The sequence below is a fragment of the Streptomyces liliiviolaceus genome, assembly GCF_018070025.1.
Lineage (GTDB): Bacteria > Actinomycetota > Actinomycetes > Streptomycetales > Streptomycetaceae > Streptomyces > Streptomyces liliiviolaceus.
Genome location: NZ_JAGPYQ010000001.1, coordinates 3207046 through 3230371 on the forward strand (window position 1 = coordinate 3207046; position 23326 = coordinate 3230371).

Annotated in this window: 17 protein-coding genes and 1 pseudogene; 11 read left to right on the forward strand and 7 right to left on the reverse strand. The window is 66.5% G+C overall.

The features are described from left to right. Positions 1 to 86: 86 nt before the first annotated feature. The 3 genes from J8N05_RS14000 (at position 87) to J8N05_RS14010 (ending at position 2949) form a co-directional block, all read left to right on the forward strand. On the forward strand, positions 87 to 662 hold the full coding sequence (locus J8N05_RS14000) for a TerD family protein (protein WP_210882966.1): 576 nt from the start codon (positions 87 to 89) through the stop codon (positions 660 to 662). Positions 663 to 943: 281 nt separating this feature from the next. Continuing rightward, positions 944 to 2089 carry a DUF475 domain-containing protein gene (locus J8N05_RS14005; RefSeq protein ID WP_210882968.1) on the forward strand — a complete coding sequence of 382 codons (1146 nt, stop codon included), beginning with the start codon at positions 944 to 946 and terminating at the stop codon, positions 2087 to 2089. 122 nt (positions 2090 to 2211) lie between these two features. Then, complete coding sequence (locus J8N05_RS14010) at positions 2212 to 2949, forward strand: TerD family protein (protein WP_210882970.1); 738 nt, start codon at positions 2212 to 2214, stop codon at positions 2947 to 2949. A 322-nt stretch (positions 2950 to 3271) separates the two neighbouring features. On the opposite strand, the gene J8N05_RS14015 is transcribed toward J8N05_RS14010, so the two are convergent. Next, the gene (locus J8N05_RS14015; protein ID WP_210882972.1) at positions 3272 to 4198 is read right to left on the reverse strand and encodes a TerD family protein; all 927 of its coding nucleotides are present in this window, start codon (positions 4196 to 4198) and stop codon (positions 3272 to 3274) included. Positions 4199 to 4421: 223 nt separating this feature from the next. Here J8N05_RS14015 and J8N05_RS14020 point away from each other — a divergent pair, with 223 nt between their 5' ends. Genes J8N05_RS14020 through J8N05_RS14030 form a run of 3 tightly spaced genes read left to right on the forward strand, consistent with a single transcriptional unit; the run spans position 4422 to position 9078 of the window. After that, complete coding sequence (locus tag J8N05_RS14020) at positions 4422 to 5585, forward strand: HpcH/HpaI aldolase/citrate lyase family protein (RefSeq protein ID WP_210882974.1); 1164 nt, start codon at positions 4422 to 4424, stop codon at positions 5583 to 5585. Positions 5586 to 5635: 50 nt separating this feature from the next. Further along, entirely contained in the window at positions 5636 to 8254 is a 2619-nt protein-coding gene (locus tag J8N05_RS14025) for a phosphoribosyltransferase (protein ID WP_210882976.1), read from the forward strand. Further along, on the forward strand, positions 8254 to 9078 hold the full coding sequence (locus J8N05_RS14030) for an HAD family hydrolase (protein WP_210882977.1): 825 nt from the start codon (positions 8254 to 8256) through the stop codon (positions 9076 to 9078). Before J8N05_RS14025 ends, J8N05_RS14030 begins: the two co-directional genes overlap by 1 nt. Here J8N05_RS14030 and J8N05_RS14035 read toward each other — a convergent pair. The 3 genes from J8N05_RS14035 to J8N05_RS14045 form a co-directional block, all read right to left on the reverse strand. Further along, positions 9056 to 9697: a DedA family protein gene (locus tag J8N05_RS14035; RefSeq protein ID WP_210890176.1), complete on the reverse strand. Its 642-nt coding sequence runs from the start codon at positions 9695 to 9697 to the stop codon at positions 9056 to 9058. The genes J8N05_RS14030 and J8N05_RS14035 overlap by 23 nt on opposite strands. 146 nt (positions 9698 to 9843) lie before the next feature. Further along, a complete protein-coding gene (locus J8N05_RS14040; RefSeq protein ID WP_210882979.1) occupies positions 9844 to 10071 on the reverse strand; it encodes an FmdB family zinc ribbon protein in 228 nt (75 codons plus the stop codon). A gap of 9 nt (positions 10072 to 10080) precedes the next feature. Continuing rightward, a complete protein-coding gene (locus tag J8N05_RS14045) occupies positions 10081 to 10710 on the reverse strand; it encodes a DUF4383 domain-containing protein (RefSeq protein ID WP_210882981.1) in 630 nt (209 codons plus the stop codon). Positions 10711 to 10892: 182 nt separating this feature from the next. Here J8N05_RS14045 and J8N05_RS14050 point away from each other — a divergent pair, with 182 nt between their 5' ends. After that, a complete protein-coding gene (locus tag J8N05_RS14050; RefSeq protein ID WP_210882984.1) occupies positions 10893 to 11129 on the forward strand; it encodes a hypothetical protein in 237 nt (78 codons plus the stop codon). 310 nt (positions 11130 to 11439) lie between these two features. Here J8N05_RS14050 and J8N05_RS14055 read toward each other — a convergent pair whose 3' ends face one another. Next, positions 11440 to 12195: a GntR family transcriptional regulator gene (locus J8N05_RS14055; protein ID WP_210882986.1), complete on the reverse strand. Its 756-nt coding sequence runs from the start codon at positions 12193 to 12195 to the stop codon at positions 11440 to 11442. A 79-nt stretch (positions 12196 to 12274) separates the two neighbouring features. Between J8N05_RS14055 and J8N05_RS47300 the strand changes: the two are divergent. The 4 genes and pseudogenes from J8N05_RS47300 to J8N05_RS14070 form a co-directional block, all read left to right on the forward strand. Continuing rightward, a pseudogene (locus tag J8N05_RS47300) lies at positions 12275 to 12549 on the forward strand (hypothetical protein); the annotation flags it as partial. Between the two features lie 16 nt (positions 12550 to 12565). Continuing rightward, positions 12566 to 12880: a hypothetical protein gene (locus tag J8N05_RS14060; RefSeq protein WP_210882987.1), complete on the forward strand. Its 315-nt coding sequence runs from the start codon at positions 12566 to 12568 to the stop codon at positions 12878 to 12880. Between the two features lie 259 nt (positions 12881 to 13139). Continuing rightward, complete coding sequence (locus J8N05_RS14065; protein WP_210882988.1) at positions 13140 to 13436, forward strand: hypothetical protein; 297 nt, start codon at positions 13140 to 13142, stop codon at positions 13434 to 13436. A gap of 507 nt (positions 13437 to 13943) precedes the next feature. Then, the gene (locus J8N05_RS14070) at positions 13944 to 18473 is read left to right on the forward strand and encodes an NACHT domain-containing protein (protein WP_210882989.1); all 4530 of its coding nucleotides are present in this window, start codon (positions 13944 to 13946) and stop codon (positions 18471 to 18473) included. 523 nt (positions 18474 to 18996) lie between these two features. Here J8N05_RS14070 and J8N05_RS14075 read toward each other — a convergent pair. After that, positions 18997 to 19350, reverse strand: coding sequence for a hypothetical protein (locus tag J8N05_RS14075; RefSeq protein ID WP_210882990.1), 354 nt, complete (start codon positions 19348 to 19350; stop codon positions 18997 to 18999). A gap of 554 nt (positions 19351 to 19904) precedes the next feature. Next, positions 19905 to 21680: a hypothetical protein gene (locus J8N05_RS14080; protein ID WP_210882991.1), complete on the reverse strand. Its 1776-nt coding sequence runs from the start codon at positions 21678 to 21680 to the stop codon at positions 19905 to 19907. Positions 21681 to 23326 lie beyond the last annotated feature (1646 nt).

Genomic DNA, 23326 nt, shown 5'->3' on the forward strand with positions numbered 1-23326 from the left:
CCGTCCGGCGCCGCACACTCCTAGTGCGGCGCCGGACGTGCTGCTACCACGGCACAACCAAACGGCTTCACCGGGGAGGACCAAACATGGGTGTCACGCTCGCCAAGGGAGGCAACGTCTCCCTCTCCAAGGCCGCACCGAACCTCACGCAAGTGATGGTCGGGCTCGGCTGGGACGCACGCTCCACCACCGGAGCGGATTTCGACCTCGACGCCAGTGCGCTGATGTGCAACGGGGGCCGGGTGCTCGGCGACGAGTGGTTCATCTTCTACAACCAGCTCAAGAGCCCCGACGGCTCGGTCGAGCACACCGGTGACAACCTCACCGGTGAGGGCGAGGGCGACGACGAGTCCATCCTCATCGACCTCCACAAGGTCCCCGCCAACGTGGAGAAGATCGTCTTCCCGGTCTCCATCCACGACGCCGACAACCGCGGCCAGACCTTCGGCCAGGTGAGCAACGCGTTCATCCGGGTCGTCAACCAGGCCGACGGCCAGGAGCTCGCCCGCTACGACCTCTCCGAGGACGCCTCCACGGAGACCGCGATGATCTTCGGCGAGGTCTACCGCTACGGCGGCGAGTGGAAGTTCCGCGCGGTCGGCCAGGGCTACGCGTCCGGGCTGCGCGGCATCGCCCTCGACTTCGGGGTCAACGTTTCGTAAAGCCGCGTGCACGGAAGGCGACCCCTGTGAGCGGAGGGGTTGCCGTGCTGTCACGGCGTGGTGCCGGCGCATGAGACGGCCCAGGTGGCAGAAGGTGCGTCACCTGGGTGGGGACCCCCTTGGACCTGCGACTCTTCGGGCGAAAGGGCCCGGCCCTCTCCTTCGGGGAGTCGGCCCTCTAGACTTCGAGGTCAATGTTTCGTAAAGCCGGGTACGGCGGGGGGAAACCCCCTCCGGACTTCGTCCGGGGGTAGCCCCCCAACCTCACGATTGGGTAGCCAGTGGTTCTGAAAACCTTCGGCTGGTCGTTCGCGGTCACCGCGCTCGGCCTGGTCGCAGCGGTTTTGATCGGCGGATGGACCGCGTTCGGGATCGTGCTGATCCTGTCCATCCTCGAAATCTCGCTGTCCTTCGACAACGCGGTGGTCAACGCCGGAATCCTGAAGAAGATGAGTGCCTTCTGGCAGAAGATCTTCCTCACCGTCGGCATCCTGATCGCCGTCTTCGGAATGCGGCTCGTCTTCCCCGTCGTGATCGTCGCGATCAGCGCCTCGCTCGGCCCCATCGAAGCGGTCGACCTCGCTCTGAACGACGCCGACCGCTACCAGGAACTGGTCACCGACGCCCACCCGTCGATCGCCGCCTTCGGTGGCATGTTCCTGCTGATGATCTTCCTCGACTTCATCTTCGAGGACCGGGACATCAAGTGGCTGGGCTGGCTTGAGCGCCCGCTCGCCAAGCTCGGCAAGGTCGACATGCTCTCCGCGTGCATCGCCCTGATCATCCTGCTCGTCACCGCGCTGTTCCTGGCCCCGCAGGCCCATCTGCACGCCGGCTCCGCCGACAAGGCCGAGACGGTCCTGCTCTCCGGCGTCGCCGGCCTCATCACCTACCTCGTCGTCGGCGGGCTCTCCGGGTTCTTCGAGAACCGCCTCGAAGAGGCCGAGGAGCGCGAGCACGAGGCCGAGGAGGAGGCCAGGGCCAAGGGCAAGGAGATCTCCGCCGGCGCCCTGGTCGGCAAGGCCGCCTTCTTCATGTTCCTGTACCTCGAAGTCCTGGACGCGTCCTTCTCCTTCGACGGCGTCATCGGCGCGTTCGCCATCACCAACGACATCGTCCTGATGGCACTGGGCCTGGGCATCGGCGCGATGTACGTCCGATCGCTGACCGTGTACCTGGTCCGCCAGGGCACCCTCGACGACTACGTCTACCTGGAGCACGGCGCCCACTACGCCATCGGCGCCCTCGCCGGCATCCTCCTGATCACCATCCGCTTCGAGGTCAACGAGATCATCACCGGCCTCATCGGCGTCGTCCTGATCGCCTGGTCCTTCTGGTCCTCCGTCCGCCGCAACAGGGCGCTGGAGGCCGCGGAGGGAAAAGCTGACCCCTCGGACGACAAGACAGAGGTCTCGTCCGGGGTGTGACACCGGTCAGGTTGAGGAACGCTCTGTGAGGGGCGGCTGCCGAGGAGTCCTCGGCAGCCCCCCGGCGCATGCGGGCCCCGATCCTTCGTCGGGGCGGGGTGAAGGGCGAGGTGGGGGCGGGAATGAGTTTCTGGGATGGCCTGTGGCGCGGGCGGTCGACGCAGTTCGACTCGGGCAGCGCGGCGACGAACGCCATCGAACTGACCAAACGGAACCAGACGATCTCACTCAGCAAGCAGGGTGCGGCCACCGGCAATCTCCGTATCAACCTCTCGTGGCGGATGCGGACCTCGGACATAGGCGGGGCCCAGCGGGGCAGTCTGCTGCGCCACCCCTTCAAGGCGCTGAAGCCGGAAGTGGTCCAGGCGCACACCCAGTCCATGGTCAACGTCGACCTCGACCTCGGCTGCATGTACGAGCTGGCCGACGGCAGCAAGGGAGTCGTGCAGCCGCTCGGGGGCTTCCTGGGTGACCTGAACGGCGCGCCCTACGTGAAGCTCAGCGGCGACGACCGGTTCGGCTCCGGCTCGGGCGAGACGATCTTCGTCAACCTCGATCACCGGGAGAACATCAAGCGGCTGCTGGTCTTCGTGTACATCTACGACCAGACCCCGGCGTTCGACCGTACGCACGCGATCGTGACGCTGTACCCGAGCAACGGACCCCGGATCGAGATCGGGCTCGACGAGCGGCACTCCCAGGCGCGGTCCTGCGCGGTCGTCATGATCGAGAACGTCAAGAACGAACTGGTGGTACGGCGCGAGGTGAAGTTCGTGTACGGCTTCCAGGCGGAACTGGACCGCCTCTACGGCTGGGGCCTGCAGTGGGGCCGCGGCTACAAGGCGAAGGCCGACCGTTAGCGCCCGTCAGGCCCGGCCCCGTGAGGGGCGCGGGGAACGGCGCGCCCGGCCACGAATCACCCGCGGTCGTGGACGCACGGGGACCCGTCAGGGGCGCGGGGAACTGCGCGATCCGCCCCCACCGGCCCGCAGCCGACGCACTGCCCGCGGTTGGCTCCGCCGGGGCGCCCTTGAGGTCGGGAGCGCGCGTTCAGGGGCGGGTGCGGCGCCGTCGTGGCCGGTCGCGCAGTTCCCCGCGCCCCTAGGGGCGCTAGCGCCCCTAAAGGCAGAAGATTGCGCCGTTCCCCGCGCCCCTGAGGGGGCAGGGCGTCGGCGCATGTCTCTATCGCCCGATGAACTGCGGCCCCTGCGGCGGGAGTCGGAAGTCCGGGTCGGGGCCCGGCCCCACCGGCTGGGGGTAGCCGTACCCGGACGGAGCCGCCGCGGCGGGCTGGGGCGGCGGCGGATACCCGTACGCCGGCGCACTGGTCGGCTGCGGATACCCGTAAGCCGGCTGCGTGGCCGGCGGCTGCTGCCGCGTCGGCTCCGGACCGGGCGCGGCCGGCGGATACCCGTACGCGGGCTGCACCGGCTGCTGCGGCACCTGCGTGGTCGGCTCCTCGGGCGGCAACGGCTGCGAACCGGCCTGCCCGGGGGACGCCGCGCCTTCCTCGGCCCGGGAGGCCCCGGAGGCCACGGACGCTCCGGCGGTGTCGGACTCGTCCACGTAGATGCCGAAGTCGGCCGCAAGCCCCTGCAACCCGTTCGAATAGCCCTCGCCGAGAGCCCGGAACTTCCAGCCCTCGCCGCGCCGGTACAGCTCACCGCAGATCAGCGCGGTCTCCTCACCGGTCTCCGGCTTGATGTCGAAGTACGCCAGCGGCTCGGCGTCCGCGATCGTGGCGTCGAAGACCACGATCCGCAGCCCGCGTACCTGGTCGAAGGTGACGTCTTCGGCGGAAGCGACAAGGAGAATCCGTCCCACACCATTGTCAACGCCCGCCAGATCCGACTGAATCGTATCGGTGAGTCCCTCGGCGAGACCGTCGTTCACGCGCTTCTTGCCGAGTCGCCAGACCTTCCCCGAAGGATGCCGGGGCTGGTTGTAGAAGACGAAGTCCTCGTCGGACCGCACGCGGCCGTCGGGACCGAGGAGGAGTGCGGAGGCATCCACGTCCGGGACACCCCGTCCCGGCGTCCAGCGCAGCACGGCGCGCACCGCCGTGGCGTCCAGCGGGACGTTCGACCCCTTCAGCATGGCGTGCGTCATACGGTCATCCTGCCTTCTCGGCCCAGGTCACGACAACGTGGGGGTGCGCTCCCGTCGAGCTCCCGCCCGGCTCCCCGTACGGATGTACGCACGGGCGGACGGCACAATGGTGTTTGTCCGCGTTACCTGAATTTCATGCCCGATGGGAATCCCGGACACGGATCTCTACGTACTATTACCGGCCACATATCGTCAGGCCATCCAGCCGCCCCGGGGGAGACTCATGCGTCATTTCGGGCACATTGCCCCTGAGGTGCGGGACCGCCTCTTCTTCCAGGAGCCGTGCGTCTTCACCGCGGACTCCTCGCCCCGGGTGCTGGCCGCCGCACTCGGAGCCACTCTCTACAGCCCCGCGACCAGGCCGAAGCTCGCCGACGACATCGTGAAGCAGGCCGGTGCCGGAGTCGTATCGATGGTGGTGTGCCTGGAGGACTCGATCGGCGACGCGGACGTCGCGGACGCCGAGGAGAACCTCGTCCGGCAGTTCCGTGAACTGGCCGACCGCCCCGATGACGAGCTTCCCCTGCTCTTCGTCCGGGTCAGAGCGCCCGAGCAGATACCCGACCTCGTCCGGCGGCTCGGCGCCTCCGTGCGGCTCCTGTCCGGATTCGTACTGCCGAAGTTCACCGAGGAGCGGGGCATCCCGTTCCTGGAGGCGCTCACCGAGGCCGAGGGCGCGAGCGCGCGGCGGCTCTTCGCCATGCCCGTCCTCGAATCGCCCGAACTGCTGTACCGCGAGTCCCGGGCGGAGATCCTCGCCGGGATCTTCCGGGCCGTCGACAAGTACCGCGACCGCGTGCTCGCCCTGCGGCTCGGCGTCACCGACTTCTGCTCGGCGTACGGACTGCGCAGGGCTCCCGACATGACCGCGTACGACGTGCAGATAGTGGCCTCCGTCATCGCCGACGTCGTGAACGTCCTCGGGCGGGCCGACGGCACCGGTTTCACGGTGACCGGGCCCGTGTGGGAGTACTTCCGCGTCCAGGAGCGCATGTTCAAGCCGCAGCTGCGCCGCAGCCCCTTCCTCCCTGAGGCGGACGCCCTGCGCGCCACCCTCATCGAGCACGACATGGACGGCCTGCTGCGGGAGATCTCCCTCGACCGGGCCAACGGACTGCAGGGCAAGACCTGCATCCACCCCTCGCACGTACTGCCCGTGCACGCCCTGTCCGTGGTCAGCCACGAGGAGTTCAGCGACGCCCAGGACATCCTGCGTCCCGAGCGGGGCGGCGGAGGCGTGCTGCGGTCCGCGTACACGAACAAGATGAACGAGGTGAAGCCGCACCGTGCCTGGGCGGAGCGCACCCTCCAGCGCGCCGAGGTCTTCGGCGTCACCAACGAGGACATCGGCTTCGTGGAGCTGCTCGCCGCCGGAATCCCCGGCTGACACCCTCATCCTCGGTTGACACACGTCCCCGGCCGACATGCAAGGAACTCATGAACAAAGCTGTGAACGACGGGTCCGGCGTCTGGTCCGCGACGGGCTTCCGCCCCGGAACCAGGGCCGGAGCGCGCGGCCCCGTCGACGGGCGCGCCGACGGAACCGGCGAGGGCCGCGCCGGTGAGGACTCCGCCGGTGAGGTCTGGTCCGGGAGCTGGGTCGCCGGGCGCCTCGGCGTCGAACTCGTCGGGGACGAGGGACTCGGGGAACTGCTCGGGCTCGCGCTCCGGCGCAACCCCAAACGCGCGCACCTGCTCGTGTCGAACGTGCTGGGCAAGCACGTACCGCAGTCACCCGCCGTCGTGTACGGCTACGGATTCGCGCTCGGGCTGCGCGTACGCGACCTGCTCGGGGAGGACGAGGCCGGCCGGGCCGTCGTCCTCGGGTACGCGGAGACGGCCACCGGGCTCGGCCACTCGGTCGCGGACGGCGTGGGCCTCGCCTCCTGCCTCCACTCGACCCGGCGCCCGGTCGAGGGCGTCGCGACGGCCGGCGGCTTCGAGGAGTCCCACTCGCACGCCACCTCGCACCTGCTCCTCCCGGAGAACCCGGACCTGCTCGCCACCGACGGTCCGCTCGTCCTCGTCGACGACGAGTTCTCCACCGGCAACACGATCCTCAACACCATCCGTGACCTGCACGCACGCTATCCGCGCGGCCGGTACGTGATCGTCGCCCTGGTCGACATGCGCTCGGCGGCCGACCTCGGCCGCCTCGCGGACTTCGCCCAGGAGATCGGCGCGACCGTGGACCTGGTGACGGCGGCCTCCGGCACCGTACGGCTGCCCGAGGGCGTACTGGAGAAGGGGCAGGCGCTGGTCGCCGAGCACGAGCGTGAGGCGGCTGTCGCGGCTCCCGCTCCCGGGTTCCGCCCGGAGCCCGGCACGATCGCCCGCGTCGACCTCGGCTGGCCGCAGGGCCTCGCCGACGGCGGACGGCACGGCTTCACGCCCGAGCACCGCGTCCGCCTGGAGGGCGCCCTGCCCGCCATGGCGGCCCGAATAGCCGAGGCACTCCCGCTGCGCGCCCGCCGCGGCCGCGTCCTCGTCCTCGGCTTCGAGGAGCTGATGTACGCGCCGCTGCGGCTCGGGGTCGCGCTGGAGAAACTGACCGACGCCGAGGTGCGCTACTCCACCACCACCCGCTCACCCGTGCTCGCCGTCGACGACCCCGGCTACGCGATCCGCACCCGGCTCGTCTTCCCCGCCCACGACGGCCCGGCCGACGGGCCCGGCGAGCGGTACGCCTACAACGTGGCGGGCGCCGGCTTCGACGCCGTCGTCGCCATGGTCGACTCGGCCGCCGACACCCCCGAACTGCACGCCCCGGACGGCCTGTTGGCGCAGCTCGCCGCGCACGCGGGCAGTGTGCTGCTCGCGGTCGTCCCCTCGTACGTCCCCGAATCCGTACCGGAAACCGCAAAAGAACCTGTACCAGAGTCAGTTGAAAGGTCCTCGATGCTGCCCGAGCCCCTCCGTGGCCCCGACTTCTCCTCGTACGCGGCGGACGAGGTCGGCTGGCTGCTGCAGGACCTCTCGGACACCCGCCTCGAAGCGCCGGTCGAGGAGCGGGAGGAGGCCATCCAGAGCGGTGGCGCCCACTACGCGGAGTCGCTGCCGGTGGAGTACCAGCCGAGCCCCGAGTACCAGGAGCTGTTCCGCGACGCGCTCGCCGGCTCTGCCGCCCGGATCGCCCTGGCTGTCGGCGCGGTCACCGAGACCGTCCTCGCCGAACGCTCACCGCGGCCCGTGCTCGTCTCCCTGGCCCGCGCCGGGACCCCCGTCGGCGTCCTGATGCGCCGCTGGGCCCGGCACCGCCACGGCCTCGACCTGCCGCACTACGCCGTCTCCATCGTGCGCGGACGCGGCATCGACGCCAACGCCCTGCGCTGGCTGGCCGCCCACCACGACCCGGCCGACGTCGTCTTCGTCGACGGCTGGACCGGCAAGGGCGCCATCACCCGCGAACTCGCCGAAGCCCTGCGGGAGTTCGAAGCCTCCGACGGCATCGGCGGCTTCGACCCGGAGATCGCGGTCCTCGCCGACCCCGGCTCCTGCGTGCGCACGTACGGCACCCGCGAGGACTTCCTCATCCCCTCCGCCTGCCTCAACTCCACGGTCTCCGGGCTCATTTCGCGTACGGTGCTCCGCGCGGACCTGGTCGGGGAACACGACTACCACGGGGCGAAGTTCTACCGTGAACTCGCCGCCACGGACGTCTCCGTCGAGTTCCTGGACGCGATCTCCGCCCGCTTCGACGAGGTCGGCGACGCGGTGGACGACCGGGTCAAGGAACTGCTCTCCGCGGACCGTTCGCCGACCTGGGAGGGCTGGGCGGCGGTCGAGCGGATCAGCGAGGAGTACGGCATCCACGACGTGAACCTCGTCAAGCCGGGTGTCGGCGAGACGACCCGGGTGCTGCTGCGCCGCGTCCCCTGGAAGATCCTCGCCCGGACCGGGGCGGGCGCCGACCTCGACCACGTACGCCTGCTCGCCGAACAGCGCGGTGTACCCGTCGAGGAGGTCGCCGAACTCCCGTACACCTGCGTCGGGTTGATCCACCCCAAGTACACGCGCGGCGCGACCGGCGCCGACGGCAGGGCGGTGACGGTCTGATGCCCGGACCCGCTCCGCGCACCCTGGTCGCCAGCGACCTCGACCGCACGCTCATCTACTCCGCCAACGCGCTGGCACTGACCGGACCCGACGCCGAGGCGCCGCGCCTGCTGTGCGTCGAGGTGTACCAGAACAAGCCGCTGTCGTACGTGACCGAGACCGCGGCCGGGCTGCTCACCGAACTGGGCGGCGCGGCGGACTTCGTCCCGACCACGACCCGTACGCGCGAGCAGTACCACCGCATCCGACTCCCGGGCCCCGCCGCGAAGTACGCGATCTGCGCCAACGGCGGCCACCTGCTCGTGGACGGTGTCTCCGACCCCGCCTGGCAGGCCCGGGTGACCGCGCGCCTGGCGGACGAGTGCGCCCCGCTGGACGAGGTGCGCGCGCACATGGCGGCCACCGCCGACCCGGCCTGGGTGCTCAAGCAGCGGGTCGCCGAGGACCTCTTCGTGTACTTCGTCGTCGAGCGCGAACTGCTCCCGGCCGACTGGGCGAAGGAACTGGCCGCCTGGGCGGAGAACCGCGGCTGGACGGTCTCGGTCCAGGGCCGCAAGGTCTACGCCGTACCGAAGCCGCTCACCAAGAGCGCGGCCATGCGGGAGGTGGCCCGCCGCACGGGCGCGGACCTCACGCTCGCGGCCGGCGACTCCCTGCTCGACGCCGACCTGCTGCTGGCCGCGGACCGCGCCTGGCGCCCGGGCCACGGCGAACTGGCCGAGGCGGGCTGGACGGCGCCGGGGGTCACCGCGCTGCCGGAGCGGGGGGTGGTCGCGGGGGAGCGGATCCTCGGGGAGTTCCTCAGCGCGAGCGCGACTCGGTAGGGGTGGGGTCGGGGGTACGGGGGTCCTTCGCCTCACGGCGTCGGCCGCCGCGCCCCGGCCGGAAGAGGCGCACGCCCACGAGCACCAGCAGCGCGAGGGCGGCGCCGGCCAGCACCACCTTCGAGTACGTGGACACATAGCCGGCGACGTCGGTCCAGTTCTCGCCGAGCAGATAGCCGGCGAGGACGAAGACGGTGTTCCAGATGGCGCTGCCGAGCGTGGTCAGACAGAGGAAGACGGGCAGGGGCATGCGCTCGACGCCCGCCGGCACGGAGATCAGGCTGCGGAAGACGGGGATCATCCGCCCGAAGAAGATGGCCTTGGTCCCGTGCCGGGAGAACCACGCCTCGGTCTTCTCGATGTCCGACACCTTGACCAGCGGCAGCCGTGCCGCGATCGCGACGGTGCGGTCGCGGCCGAGCAGCGCGCCCACGCCGTACAGCGCGAGCGCCCCGACGACCGAACCGGCCGTCGTCCACAGCAGGGCGGCGAACAGGTTCATCTGCCCCGTGCTCGCCGCGAACCCCGCCAGCGGCAGGATCACCTCGCTCGGGATGGGCGGGAACAGGTTCTCCAGGGCGATGGCGATGCCCGCGCCGGGGGCGCCGAGCGTGTCCATCAGGCCGTTGATCCACTGCGGTGCGCTGCTTTCGGTCACGCACCGACGCTAGAGAACGAAAGCTGAAGCCAGACTGAAGCCGGAAGCCGGAAGCCGGAAGCCGGAAGCCGGAAGCCGGAAGCCGGAAGCCGGACCGATGGTGGGCGTCAGCCGCAGCAGCCCCCGCCGCAACAGCCGCCTCCGCCACCACCACTCGCGCCGCCCGGTGCGGGCGCGGGCGCCGAGGCGGAGCCGCCGACCGCCACCGTCGACAGCAGCTTCACCGTGTCGTCGTGACCGGCCGGACAGTCCGTGGGCGCGGACGACTCGGCCATCGGACGGCTCTTCTCGAAGGTGTCGCCGCAGGTCCGGCAGCGGTATTCATAGCGAGGCATGCGCTCAGGTTAGCGGTCGGAGCGCCCCTCTCCCAGAGGAGCCGGAGCGGGAGCCGCACCGGCCGCGGGGGCTGTGCCCCGGTCCAGTGCCTTCGCGCGCAACTCGGCCCCCGCCTTCACCCGCTGCTCACGCTCGGCCTGTTCGGGATGGCGGGACCGCCAGTACGGGTTGTCGTGGGGCAGGGCCGAGCCGACGCGCCCGTACATCCCGAAGAACATCAGCATCACGCCGACCACGAAGCTGAACAGCACGTTCGGGATGCGGAAGGCGAGGAAGTTGGCGTCCGTGTCGAGCAGGGCGAGGTTCACGAAGCCGCTGAGGATGAACAGGACACCGAGGACCATGTTGATCGTCGAGGCGACGTTGCCGCCGATGACCATGCCGACGAAGAGCAGCAGCCCGGCGCAGATCGAGATCACGCTCAGCGCGCCGTTGGTGCTCAGCCCCGAGACCTTGTCCCCCTGGGTGTCGAAGAATCCGACCCGGTCGATCAGCCCCAGAATCCCGAAGGCGAGCAGCACGAGCCCCATGAGCCCCGCGCCGATCCGGTAGAACGTACTGAGCCGATGATCGACCGGCAGATGCTCATCGAGCCTGATCCGCCGCCTGGGCGCCGTACGAAGAACATGCGAGGCCATGTCCGCCTCCTCGGGTGCGATCCGCGGGTGGATCTCGGGTGGATCTCAGGTGGGTGCGACTGGAGGGCGCCAGTCCTCTCCCACCCCAGCATCCGCCCGAAGAGCCGCTCCCGCCATCTCTGGCCCGAACCGGCCAGGGCACACTGTGCCTGTCCGTACAGGCGGTTCTGACCGGGGGAGACGTGCACAAGGGTTGGCCGAAGCGCTGGTGGACGACGGCACTCGTGGCCGCGGCACTGGCAGGCATCGTGGTCTACGACGTCTGGCGGATCGCGGAGCTCCTCGCGAACCCGCAGCCGCAGCCGGACTGGTGGGAACTCGCCGGCCGATGCCTGGGCGGAACGTGGTTCGCGTTCCTCGGGGCATCGACGGCCCGACGCGCGATCGCTCTCCGGACGGAGGCAGCGCACGACCGCTGAACCCTGACGGCCCCGACGCCCCTGCTGGGAAAGCCCAAGGCCCAGGCATCCGGCATCACACCGGCTGACCTGGGCCTTGGTTATGTCCTGGACCTGGTGGGCGCGGACGGTTTCGAACCGCCGACATCCGCCTTGTAAGGGCGGCGCGGTCGCTGGCGGGGCCGGCGCAGGTCCATTGCGCTGTCCGGGCTGCCCAGCTCATCCGCGCATCCCGACTGCGGCGAACCGCCATTGACCGTGGTTGACCGCACGATATGGCACGCATGTGGCACGGAGCTGGCACGCCCTGGCTGAGCTCCCGGCGCCCCTGCTAATGGCTGATCGGGATCTCGTAGACGATCTCGCAGTGAGCCACGGGCACCACGATGTCCGCCGTCTCGACGGGCCGTCCCTGATCGCTGTAGTACGTCCGCCGGATGTGCGTAACGAGCGCGGCCTTCTGAATACCGAGCAGCGAGGCTTCCTCGGCGGTCGCCTGCCGGGGCTCGGGCTGCTCCACGGCATGGCTCACGGTGATGCCGATAGCGGCCATGCGGTTCACGACGCCTGCTCCGGCGTGCGGCCCTCCCTCGGGAAGAACGATGAGTGTCCCCGCGGTGAGGTCGTACGGCTCCCAGCTCGTCGACAGCTGCACCGGCCGACCGTCGGCCAGAAACTCGTACGACGTCCGGACGCACAAGGCACCCTCGTCGACGCCCAACCGTGCCGCGACATCCGCTGGGGCCGGCACCTTGGCGTCAGTCCGACTCTCCCAATCGCCCAGCTTGCCGACAGCCTTCATGTCCGCGCGAAAGGGCGATCCAGTGGGCTGCTCGCGCGCTGAGGACCGAACGATCCGAACACGCTGCTGAGGCTCGGCGACGTACGTACCTGATCCGGCGCGACCTTCCAGCAACCCTTGGGAGATCAGCAACTCCTGCGCCCGACGAATCACGTTCTCGCCCACGCCGAGCTCCTGGCCGATCTGGGCGCGGGAAGGGAGCCGGTCACCTGGCTCCCACACATGCTCCGTGATTCGTCGCCGGAGCTCATCGGCGACGCGGAGGTAGGGCGGTTGCTCAGGCATGTGGAAAATCTAGTCCACTAGCTCTAATCTAGTTAACTAGCTTCACTCAAAGTGATCGCTGGTTAACGGAGGCTGCCCTGTGCCCGCTTCGGGAGTTCGCGCGGCGGCCATCGCTGCCCGGCTGTCTGCCGTCGGACTCCCCGCGCGCGTGGAGGAACACGCCGAGTTCACATCGGTCGAAGCGGAGGTGCCGGAAGTGCTCTCCGCCGAGTCGTGGAGGGAGGCCTTGGAGGTGGTGGCCGAGGCCGATCGGTTCGGCCTCCTCGCCACGAGCCTCGGTGACCGCACTCTCTGGGCGGTCTTACGCAATACGGCCCCGCGACGGACGACGTCGCAGGACCGAGCCATCAGCGACAGGAGCTGATTCAGCGTGCTCAACCGCATCCGCCGTGCCGCCACGCTCACCAAGGGGCGGCACTCATCCAAGGGAAAGCATCGCCGCCCCTTAACGCCCGCCCGGCCGTCGGCCGCTCCCGCTTCTGTCGCGTTCACCGACGAGCCGACGGTCATCTTGGCTCGGGCCTCCGACTTGGCGGGGCATCGTTACGTGCTGACAGGCGAAGAGAACGCGCTCGTCCGCCCGTACATGCTGGCTTGGGAGAAGCAGACTCGACACCGTCGAGCAGTTCCCCAGGTTCCCTACCTGCCGGCCGAAGCGCGAGCCGCGTTCGTGGGGGTCGTCTGATGTTGCCTCGACAGCAGCCCCCCAGCTCGAACGCTTCCTACCGTTCTATCGCTTGCCGAATCGGTACGCACCATGCGTGTGCTGAGTCCTCTCCGGCTTCGGCTCCGATCGATGTGCCAGTGATCTACGAAGCCTGTGACTGCCTGTGTCATCCCGTGGCCTACTGCCTTACCGCCGAAGAAGGCGAACCGCTGAGCGACCGGACGCCTGGCAGTGCACCGACGTTCAACTTCGACGCCACTGGAGGACAGACGCGGTGATGACGGAGAAGAGTGAACTACGGCTGCTTCCGTGGGCAGGGCCAGAAGGTAAACCGTGCTACCTGAGCACCAGCGATGCCGACGGTTTCATGTCCCGCCTGGCAGATCGCATCGAGACGGATCAGCTCGACATGGCGTCCGAGCTCCTGAAGTACGCACTTCAGGTACTTGATCACCAGGCGGGAGACTTCGACGGACTGCCTCTTCTTGTTGCCCAACTGGCTGGGGCACTGGAAGACGTACTGCGTGTGGCGGCCAGCCGCGGGAGCCGCTTGGAGGCACCGGAAAATCCTTGAGGAGAAGAACGTCTGACCGTTGAGAGCCCCTCACGGTTAGGTCGTGTCCAACATGGCAAGGAGCCCCAGGCAATGGCCGAGGGCTCCTTGCCATCGTTGATGACAACCGGTTGCAACGACTGGCCGATCGCACGCCTACACGTCCTGCCTCACCGCACCGACCTGGTCGAGAAGTACACGGCTCTGGAGGCCGCTTGTATCCCACGTACTTGAGCCGGTCAAAGGGCCTGGCGATGGCTGACCATTCTGCTTCGGTCCACGGATGGTCCATGGGGCGGGACTCGCCGGCTGGCTCAGGAGCACTACGGAGCGGCCCAGACACCCGGGCTTGTCCCCTGCTGTGCGCCACTGAAGGCTGCCGCGCTCCAGAAGAACGCTAGTGCAGCCATTAAGAGAGGACGAAGCCGCCGGGCCCCAACTAAATGAGACGACGTACAAGCCGCGGCTTCTCGCGCCACCGTCGACCATGTAGGAGCTCGTGAGGACACAAGATGAGACGATGCGCGGATGGCGGGAGATGTCTTCGGTTTCCATGTACCTCGTGTTTGCCGCATCCGCGGCGAGAATGTCAAAACAGATGAAATTGCCCATCTATCCGGCGAGGGATTGCGCCCTGATTACGAGGATTTGATCACGGATGGGGTAAACCTCCGTGATGGAGCGCTGGCACCGCCTGCGGTGGTGGCGGCAGCCGGGGCCATGGTCGTGCTGGGTGAGCCGGGCGCGGGAAAGACTTCGGTGCTGGAGGATCTGACCAGCGACCTGCCTCGCGTCGGAGACGCCTGGGGCAGAGACGCCGACGCCTGCTTGTGGATCTCGGGTGCGGACCTGACGGAAGGTTCGTACCAGGACGAGCTGGGACGCCATATCGATGCGCTGCCGCAGAACGGGGCCGACACGGGGTCTTCGGGTGTGCTCACGGTGGTCTTGGACCAGGCCGACGAAAGCCCATATCTTGGGCGTTTGCCGCGACGCTTGAGGAAGGCGTTGGACAATCGAGACCTGAGCCGCGTTCGGTTCCTGATGGCCTGTCGCTCGGCTGACTACCCAGCGACGATGACACCTGTACTGGCCGGAGCGTTTCGTGCGTGCCGACAGGTCGATCTGGCTCCGCTGAGCCGGAAAGAGGCTGTGGAACTGGCCAACAGCGCCGACGTTCACGGGGAGGAGTTGGTAGCGGCGGCCGAGCAGGCAGGTGCCGCGGCGCTGGCCGGCGTTCCGCTGACGTTGGGACTGCTCGTTCTCATCTACAGAGCCGATGGTCAACTGGTTGGATCTCCCGAAGACTTGTTCGCCCGGAGTGTGGCGCACCTTGCGGAGGAACCCGACCCGGGCCGCCTAAGCCTGGCGACGGAGACCACTGCTCCACAGCGCCTGCGGGTGGCAGGGCGTATTGCCGCTTGGATGTTGCTGTCCGGTCGGCGGACTGTGTGGAGGGGCAAAGCACTTGAAGCAGGGGCCTTCGACCTGCCGGGAGGCTTGCTGGCCGGAGGCTTTGAGCGGGCACCGGCGGGGTCGTACGAGGTCAGGCCCTCGATTGTCAAGGAGACGCTGGCGACGGCTCTGTTCTCGTTGCCGGACGACAACAGGGCTACGTTTCGGCACTCGTCGGTGGCCGCGTATCTGGCAGCCAAATACCTGACAGATCGGGGGACCACACAACAGCAGCTCGCGAATCTCTTCCTTGTCCGTTCTCCGACCGGAGACACAACGAGCGTTCCGCCACCTCTACGGGAGACCGCTGCCTGGTTGGTGGCCCTGAACTCGACGGCAACCGCCTGGCTGGCTGACGCCGATCCTGAAAGCCTGGCCGTGCACAGCGCCCTCGTACGTTCGGACGAGGTGCGGCAGCTGACGGTGGCCAGACTCCTGGAACGCGCGCTCGAAGTTGAACTCAGTGACACCCGCTGGCAGCTCTCCCGATGGGATCTGTTCCACCCTCTGCTCGCGGACCAGCTCGCCGATGTGCTTGCGGCAGCTCCTAGTAGCGAATCAGCCGAGTGGCGCACCCGGGCGCGTGTTCGGCTGGCCGTCCAGCTGGCCCAGGAGGCCGGAGGCGCGCATCCGAGACTGGCGGATGAACTCCTGAAGGTGGCGGAGCAGGATGCCTGGCATCAAACAGAACGGCGCCTGGCCGCACGTGCAGCGTTCGCATGCGACGCCGAGCGAGCCGTTCCCGTACTCACGCGCATTCTCACCTCGCTGAGCGAGCCAACCTACGCGGCATCGATCGACCCCGATCACGATCTTCGGGGCACGATCCTGCTGCTGCTCTGGCCAGACCACCTGGACGTGACTGCGATGCTGGCCGCACTTCGCCCTCCGCCGAAGCGCAACTACAACGCCTACACAGAATTCTTGCGAACCATGGCAGGCAAGAGCACCGACGAGCACATGCCGTCTTTCTTGGACTGGACCCGTACGGCCGTCGTCGACCAGGACCCATCTGGCGCCGGATTCGGTTTCGAAGCGCACAGCACCGAAACCGACTGGGTCAACTCGTTGATCGATCGAGCATTGCGAAGTCGGCATCCGGAAGCACACCTTGGCACCCTGGCGAAGATTCTTCTCGGTCTATGCCGAAGGAACTATGAACTCCGCCTGCCCGAATGCCTACAGCCCGCTGCGCAGGGGCCGGAACTTTCGGCAACTCGGTCACTGCGTCGATACCTGGCAGGGGCCCTGGTCGAGGAGGCCGCCGCCTCGGGAATGGAACCACGTGAAGCGTCCCAGGTCATCGCGTACGACTGGAAATACCAGCGCCCGTTTAGGTTGGATACTAGGAACCAGCCCGACGTCCCCGTACGACACCAGTTGCTGGACGCAGAAGACTTCAAGTGGGCCCGCGAACAGACGACGCATGCCGCGTCAACTGGAAGCGACAAGCTCGTCGCCGTCTATGGCGAACTGGCCGCCTGCCTATTCCCCCGTGACGACCACGTCGCATTCGAGTCGGCTTATGACCAGGATCACCCGGCATGGCGCTACCTACGCGCCTTCTACGACCCCATCGAGCTCGGCAGTCCGCTGGCTGAAGCGCTGCGCCGCAACCATGAGGCGACGAAAAAGCCCGAGTGGCCACAGGCGGCGGTGTTCGCGGACAACCAAAGGAAGCTGCTCACCCAAGCCAAAGACGGCGACAACAGCAGCCTATGGCTCTTTCTTTGGAACCTGCGTGCCGACCCTCACACGGGACGGTTCACCCACCTGGAGTCCGACGACATCCGTCAATGGCCCGGTGCCACCGCATACAGTGACGATCTGGCGGACCTGACGGACCTCGCGCTGAGTTATCTGACAACCGAGAACGACCACGCCGATACTTGGCTCGGCCAGTCAAAGCACGACAAGCGATCCTGGGCCGGCTATCTTCTTCTCACCGAGGTGCACCGCGCCGAGCGACTTGATGAGCTAACTGGGCCCGTGTGGACCTCGTGGACAGCGGCAATTCTCAGCGAGATGCCACTGGGGGCGAGCAGCTTTACCGAATCCGTGCGCAGAGATCTGCTGCATCGAGCCGCCACACACGCACCAGGATCTCTCGCCCTCAGAGCCACCCAACTGGCGTCGGCTGCAGTCACAGTCGGTCGACAGCCCATCGAGCTTAACCCCATTGACCCGCTCTGGGATCCGGAGCTTCGGACGGCAATGGAGGACCTCGCCGTGCGACTCTCCTCTCTGCTCGAAGTTCCGCTTGCAGCTGGCGACAACTCAGTTCCGGACAGAGCCTACGAGAGTGACGCCCTCACGCTGCCGGACAGTGACGAAGGCCGGCAAGTTGCTCTGCGTACCTGGTACAGCCTGCTTGGCTCTCTGCTGAGAACACAAAGCCCGACAGCGAACGCCATCATCGACGCGGCGCTCGACGGAAACCCGCGGACGCAGTTGGCCACACAGGCCGCTCTTTATGCAGCGAGGCTCCTGCTGGCAACCGATGCCCAGAAGTATTGGCCACGGGTCAAAGAATTCGCGGAGGGAGACGATGAACTCGGTCGCAGACTGGCCGCCCTGTGTACACACGATGAAACGCACCACAAAATTAACCGCGCCCTGACCGAAGCCGGACTCGTAGATCTCTACCTTTGGCTCAGCGGTATCCATGTCCCCGAAGCGGATGCGCCGTTCCAGTCAGAGGGCTGGGTTAGCACAGAGCAAGAGGTGCAGGACTGGAGGGACGGTCTGCTGCGCGAGCTGGCCCAGCGAGCGACCACAGAGGCGGTCCAACTGCTGCGGCGCCTCGCTGATCGGTATCCAGACCGCTTGTCCGTGACTGTGGCGCTCATCGCGGCTACGAAACAACACGCAGCCGCAAACTGGAATCAGGTAAATCTGGAGGACGTCGTCCAAGTTCTCCAGAGTCCCACACGGCGGGTGATCCGCAGCAGTGCGGACCTACTTGATGTCGTCTACGAAATCCTGGAACAGGTGGAGAAGGAGCTTCCTTCACACTGTGAATTGCTGTGGGACAGGAAACCAGGGGCGCGAGCGAAGAAAAAGACAAGTTCCACGGCAGCCGTGCCAGCTGTTCCGGATACTTGGCGCCCCAAGCCCGAGGCTGCACTTTGCGCCTATATCGCACACGAACTGATTCATCGTCTGGCTGGCCATAAGGTCTCAGTGAACCGGGAGGTACTGGTTCGCCCAACCGACCCCTATGGGGCAGGGGACCGGACCGACATCCTCATCGAAGCCCAGATCTCACCGACGGATACCCCCGACACGACTACCCCGGTGTCAATCAAACTCGTTGTTGAACTTAAAGGATCTTGGAATCCGGGCATCACCACCTCGCAGGAGACACAGCTGGCAGACCGGTATCTGCCGGAAGTCGAAACAGATGTCGGAATCTACCTGATCGGTTGGTATCCCATTGAGCTCTGGGATGTCACCCGAGACGGGCGCAGGACGCAAGCGAAAAAACTGACGCACGACAAACTGATGGCTGATCTGGAAGAGCAGGCATCGATTCTTTCCAAGGCGCGGACGATTCAGTTGAGACCTCTGGTAATTAACGTCCCACGGCCCCACAAGCAATGATGCCTCTGCTGTGACATCGTCGACGCTCATTGCTAGAGCTTCCGCAACACCGACACTCGGTGAGGCTGTGGAGACGTACCTGCTCCCTCTTGTAGATCTACTGCAAGGGCGGCATGGACGTCTGACGCTGCATGTGCACGCAGTGAGTGGGCTGGACAACCACTTTAGGAGAGAGGGTGGGTGATCTGGTGGCTGAGCTGCGACTTCGCCCATCGAGGGAGGGGCTGGGTACCCGACCGCGAGGTACCGGTGTTAACCGTGGCTGACCCCTGCATCTGGCACGGTTGTGGCACGAGCATCAGCCGACGAAGGCCAGCAACGATGGCGGGCATGCCTGCCGACCGGGCGCGTATGTCTCGCTGCACCCCCGCCTGCCTCAACCACGCTACCGGGTTGTGTCGTCAACCAGGGGAAGTCACGATGGCTGGCTCGTGACGACGGTGCGCGAGCCCTCAGCTTGGGAAGCTGCGGGCATTTATAACTGGTAGGCCTGCTGAACTAGGCTTTCACCTGGCACCGGGTCTCATCGCCCTCGGTCGCTTTCGCCGTGGTTCCCCGCTGTTCCTCGTTTGATCTGGTGCGCTTGTGGTGTGTCGGCCGTGTCCTGCCCTGGAGTCGTCGGCTCGTCTGCTCCGCCGTACAGATTGGCACGGAGACGCTCCATGGCCGCTTCAAGGCGTGGGCCGTAATCGGGCATGAAGATCTCGCTCAGCGTCTTGTCCAGCGTTCCGGAGATCGCATAGATCGGCGACCAGACAGCTCGGTCGTGCATGATCCCCTCCAGGTCGTCGGACTGGAACATGACTCGATAGAGCCAGTCCGACAGCACGAACGCTTGCTCGCGCGTGAGCTTGATGGTGATCGCTTCCTCGTCCACGCCCTCAACCTAGCTGCCGGCACTGGCGGTGTCGTGGGTCGGCGCTTCCATGAGGGCCAACACGTTTTCCAACTGTGAGGCTGCGGTGTTGGGGTGCGTGCAGAGGCGTTCACCTGGATTCATGGGCGGTCGGCTGTCGGAGCGGGGGCAGCTCCGGGTCTCGCCTGAACGGCCGTGAACGGTGCTGACTGAGACGGAAACTGAGACGGCCGCGTGTACTGCCTACTGGCACGGCAGATAGTGGGGTAGGTCGCAGACGACGTCCCGGGTATGCAGCCTGCGGAGGTTCTGGCCCAATCCGAAGGGATACGGATGCATCGCCCACTTGGCGCGATGGCCAGCTTCGTCATGCTCCCTGAGCACAGTATCGACGGCAGTCCAAGGAGCGTGAGCTAACACCGGATGCGGATTCGGGGTGGGGCTGGCCGGGTGCCGGACTCACCCCGGCAGGTATGTATTGTCGTTCGTACGCATTGTAAATCGGTATTCAAGTCCGTTCGACGGACCCCAATTTTGGGGCAGCGCCCATCGACCCAATGAGCCCGAAAAGTCAGCTATGTATGGGCGGCTTCGTCTCCTGAGCGCGTTTGCTGATGAAGTTCTGTCGCTGCTGTCCACTGGTATCCGAGGGCCTTGATGCGCTGTCCTGTCGTGTGGACGCTCGCCGTGCAGCGGTAGCGCTTTTCAGAGCGTTGAAGTACGCCGATCCGGGAAGAAGTCAGGAACTCGAGGGCTTCCACGACCGTGTCCTCGTCGACGCGGTACCCACGAGTCCGAAGCTCTCGTCGGATCGACGTTAGATCGAGCCAGCCACCCTCCTCCAGGGGGTCCTCAGCTTCGGCATTCAAGATGTCCACCAAGGCGTACTCGAGGCGGCTGCGCATGTCCTGGGCCTCCCAGTACCGGCGCAGGGCGTCACCGCGCTGAGCTGCCTTCAGTGCTGGCTCAACGAGGGGCGCCAGTTGGGTCAGGGTGAGCGGCGTCTGCTCCTGGCGACGGACGACTTCGGCCATCAGCCCGGTATCGATCACGGCGATGGCGGGATCGTCGTCGGCTTCCTTGAGCATGCGACGTTCGAAGCCTGGCCCAACGAGGAGGTGAATATGTGCCCCGACCCTGACTCGATGCTCCGACAACCCGAACAACGGCTGGTCCCTGACAGGACCAGTGGCCGAACTCTTCGCCTCGATAGCCAGGATCCGCGAATCTGCACCGACACCGAAGCGCACATGGCCGTCCACCCCTCCGGAGCCGCCTACGTGCTGGCCTGGCATGCCCAGGTAGCCCAGCGCAACGACGACGGCCTTCTCCAAGCGCTTGGGGTTGGCGCTGTCCCGTGCGGCATCCTCCAGCACCGCAGCGATGTGTGAACCCAAGGAAACGACTTGGTGAGTGGTGCCGGAAGGGCTGTCGTTGTGGTGGATTTCGGCGGCTCCGTCGGACGGAGCGCGACCGGCGGCGTCGTTTGGCTGGAAGCAGGGCAGCGACTCCTTGAACGATCGCCCAAGAGCCGTCGTACGGTAGGTGGTCTGCGAGAGCCGGGTGACGAGCCCGCAGGCATCCAGCAGGTTCAGGCGCGTATTGACCGTGCTGCGGGACAGAGGCTTCCCGCGGTTGGGGAGGTAAAGCGAACTACGTTCCGTAAGTGTGCCGGTCGTGGGTCGAACCGCCTGGTCAAGTTCTCCCAGGACTTCGCCGAAAAATGCGATCGCGGAATGAACAGTGCGTGCAAGGTCGAGCGGTTCGCCCGACTGGACCCAAGCAAGGGCAGCCGGCGTGGCGGTCCAGCTCTCGGATGACGTTCGCTGAATCAGTCCGAGCGCCTTCAGGGTGTCCTTGGCCGTTCGTGCCGTGGCCACAGTTTGGGCCTTGGGGAAGTTGCTCTGTACGGATCGCACGAAGTCCGCGTCACTGATCGACGGAATGGCCGCCTCGGTGAGCACCCGCAGCGCATCCAGCACCCCGCCGTTAGCAGCGATTCCCGGAATGTAGAGATTCGCGCCGTCCGCCCTCTCCCTGAGGCCGGATTGGTCGAGCTGTTCGACAAGCCTGGCGATGACTCCGGGTGTGGGGGCGAGCTGTACGACGGTGTCGGTCTGGTCGCGATCGGGCTTCCCCAGCTCGATGGCCGCAAGAACGCGCCGGCCTGCTTCTGTCAGGTGGACCTGATGGTCGAAGAGGTCAACCATTCCCGTGACAGCGAGCCAACCCGTGCGATCACGTACAGGGGCTGCGGTCTCCCACTGCAGGTCGAACTCTTCGCGGGCCAGCTCCAGCAACTGATCATGTGTACGAGGCCCGGAGGACAAGGCGTCCATGGCTTCGCCCACGAACCTGACGTTGCAGTGGAGCACTTCAACGAGCACGGCAGGGTCGCCACTTTGACTCCAAGAGGCGGCAGCCGCACTGGGCGTAAGCGTCGCCCTCGCGTGAGAGAGCAGTCCGGCGCGGACGAGCCGCTGAAGCTGGTGCCTGTCCAGTCCACCGGTCCGAGGTAGTGGCACGTGATCGCTTGAGGCTGGCTCCCTGTTGGCAGACAGCTCTTTGATAAGCGCTTGAAGTGTGATGAGCCAGGTCGACCTTGCGCCTGGCAGCACTGGCATACCTGTTGATCTTTCTGCCCAGGCCCGTGTGCGTATGAGGTCTCCCATGGCTACGCACGTTACGTTCATCGTGGCGGCGATGGATCAATCTTTGGAGAAAATGTTGCCGGGAATCGCAGGAGTCATTTCGCACATCGGGTCGCCCCTTGGCTCCTCCGACTGAACAGTGTTCATCGGGTGATCGGAGATCGCGAGGCGGGTGCGGGTGAACAGGAGGGCATGTTTCCTCTGTCCGTCCTCGGGCGGCTCCCATGAGCCGCCCGGCATCCAACCTGATGAGCCTGAAGACACTTATGGCATGCGAATGGCACGTGGGCAAAATAAAGAAGCCCTGGGCCGTTGGCTTGCGGCCTTTCGTGGAGCGGGTCGCGAGAATCGAACTCACGCTCTGAGCGTGGGAAGCTTGGGTTTCTGGGCAGGACTACCACACCGAGCTGAGACGGAACCCTGTGTCGTCCCATGGCGACTTGTGGTCGCCTCCCCGCTGTTCCCCGTGAGTCCGCGCGGGGTTCTGGCACGAGAATGGCACGCCTCTTGCCCTCGTCATACCCGAACGACTGGAGGCGGGGTCTTGGATGCCACTGTGCCTCAGGCGACGAACGTCAACCACGGTGGTGGGTGCGTCGAACGATCAGGCGCGCGTATGTCAGAGCAACCATCACTGGGCCTCAGCCACGGTGCCCGGTGACGTCCGTCAGAGCAAGCCGCGTCGGCAGCACTGGGGTTGTGGGCCGTTGGGCGATGACCTCTTTGTCCCGAAGCAACTGGGGCGGGGCAGCTACCTTGGGCTGGAGCGGTTCTCACCTGAGCTGATGGTCCGCAGCAGTTCGCGCTCGTTCGCCGGAGTTCGTGGACGTTGTCACGCAGTTAGACACTCACATGGTGCCGCTCCTCGTCCGTGGGGGAAGCGTGCTGGAGCGATAGACCGTCCAGCAGAAGGTGCCACCTGGCTTCCGGGGTGTCTAGCGCAACAGAGAAATTGGATGCAGGCTGTGCCTGGGGCCGGCCCGGGACCAATCCGATGGTCTGGCTTCGTCGATTACCGAGGGGGCACTTGCCAGCGCTGGCTCCGCACCGAGTACGGTCGCACCCTGCCTCAACTCGCTTACCGAAACGACGGTTACCCATAAGTTGCGGCCGAAAGAGGATTAGGGCAGAAAGCCACCAGTGTGACGGGGAACCGGCAATGCCGCACGCGCGTCTGAAAGGTGGTAGGAGACTCATTTCAGTTAGGGAGGCACGAGTGAAGCGGGCATTAGTAGGGCTTACAGGGCCGGTTTGCTACGATTACAAGAATTACTTGACGGTTCGGTCAGGAATGTTCCCTAATCCGATATTGGAGAACGTTACCGGCCTGGTTCTCTCTTACGACG